This window comes from Geminicoccus flavidas, from assembly GCF_009806515.1.
Taxonomy (GTDB): Bacteria; Pseudomonadota; Alphaproteobacteria; order Geminicoccales; family Geminicoccaceae; genus Geminicoccus; species Geminicoccus flavidus.
Map to the genome: position 1 here is coordinate 1 of NZ_WUJP01000748.1, position 1,463 is coordinate 1,463.

The 1,463-nt window shown below is 68.6% G+C and carries 1 protein-coding gene; it reads left to right on the top strand.

Translation table 11 applies throughout. The features are described 5' to 3' along the window. Positions 1-26: 26 nt before the first annotated feature. Positions 27-1,463: ABC transporter ATP-binding protein (locus tag EQG76_RS21395; protein WP_255476578.1), on the top strand; the 1,437-nt coding region annotated here is incomplete at its 3' end.

The following is a 1,463-nucleotide window of genomic DNA, read 5'->3' on the forward strand; positions in this document are numbered from 1 at the left end:
TCCTTCGGAATTCTCCTATGACTGCTATGCTCGGTCGCGCGAATCCGGTTCGCGCGGTTCTACTGTTCGTATATGGGCACTGGCGGCGGCAGGGCTGGCGGGCCTGGCTGGTGGCCCTGGCCATGATCGCCGCGACGCTGACCGAGATCCTGGTGCCGCTGTTCGCGGGGCAACTGGTGGACGCCGTGTCGGCCAGCGCAAGCCTCCCGGCGTCAGACATCCTGCAGCAGGCGCTCCTGCCCTTCATGGCGATCGTGCTGCTGGGCCTGGCCGGGCTGGCGCTGCGCACCGGGGCCATCTTCCTGGTGGTGAAGCTCACCCTCGGCGTGATGAGCGGCATCGGCCAGGATGCGTTCTTCCGGATCCAGCGGCTGTCGAGCGACTGGCATGCCAACCACTTCGCCGGTTCGACCGTCCGTAAGGTCAGCCGTGGCATGAACGCCATCGACTCCCTGCACGACACCCTGCTGATCGCCCTGTTGCCCTCGGTAATGGTCCTGTTGGGCTCGGCGGTGCTGCTGGGCTGGCGGTGGCCGGCGATGGGCTTGGTGGTGGCCGGCAGTGCGGTCGGCTACCTGGCGCTCACCGCCGTCCTGTCGCTGTGCTGGGTAGCGCCGGCAGCACGGCTGGCGAACAGCTGGGATTCGCGCATGGGCGGTGCGCTCGCCGACGCGATCGGCAGCAACGCCGTGGTCAAGGCATTCGGTGCCGAGGCGCGCGAGGATGCGCGGCTGGCGGCGCTGGTCGGGCGGTGGCGGCAGCGCACCCGGCGCTTCTGGCTGCGCGGCACGGTGAGCGAGGCGGCGCAGGGCCTAGCGCTGCAGGTGATGCGCGCGCTCGTGATCGGCATGGTGCTCTGGTTCTGGTGGCACGGCCGCGCGACACCGGGCGATGTCGCTTATGTGCTGACCATGTTCTTCGTCGTGCAGGGCTATCTGCGTGACGTCGGCTACCACGTTCATGCGCTGCAGCGGGCGGTGAACGAGATGGAGGAGGTGGTGGCGATCCACGACCAGCCCATGGAGATCGAGGATCGTCCGGACGCCCGGCCCTTGCGGATCACGCGGGGCGAGATCCGTTTCGAGAATGTCGATTTCCACTACGGTCGGCACCTGGCGCCGCTGTACCGGGGCCTGTCGGTGACCATCCGTGCCGGCGAGCGGGTCGGGCTGGTCGGGCGCTCGGGCTCGGGCAAGACCACCTTCGTCAAGCTCATCCAGCGGCTCTACGAGCCGGCGGATGGCCGGATCCTGATCGACGGCCAGGAGATCGACCGGCTGACCCAGGCATCGCTGCGCGCGCAGATCGCGGTGGTCCAGCAGGAGCCTATCCTGTTCCACCGCTCGCTGTTCGAGAACATCGCGTATGCCCGCTGGGAGACCGGCGCCGGCATCGGGCTCGACGAGGTGCGGGCGGCGGCAGCGCTGGCCAATGCCGACGAGTTCATCATGCGGCTACCCAAG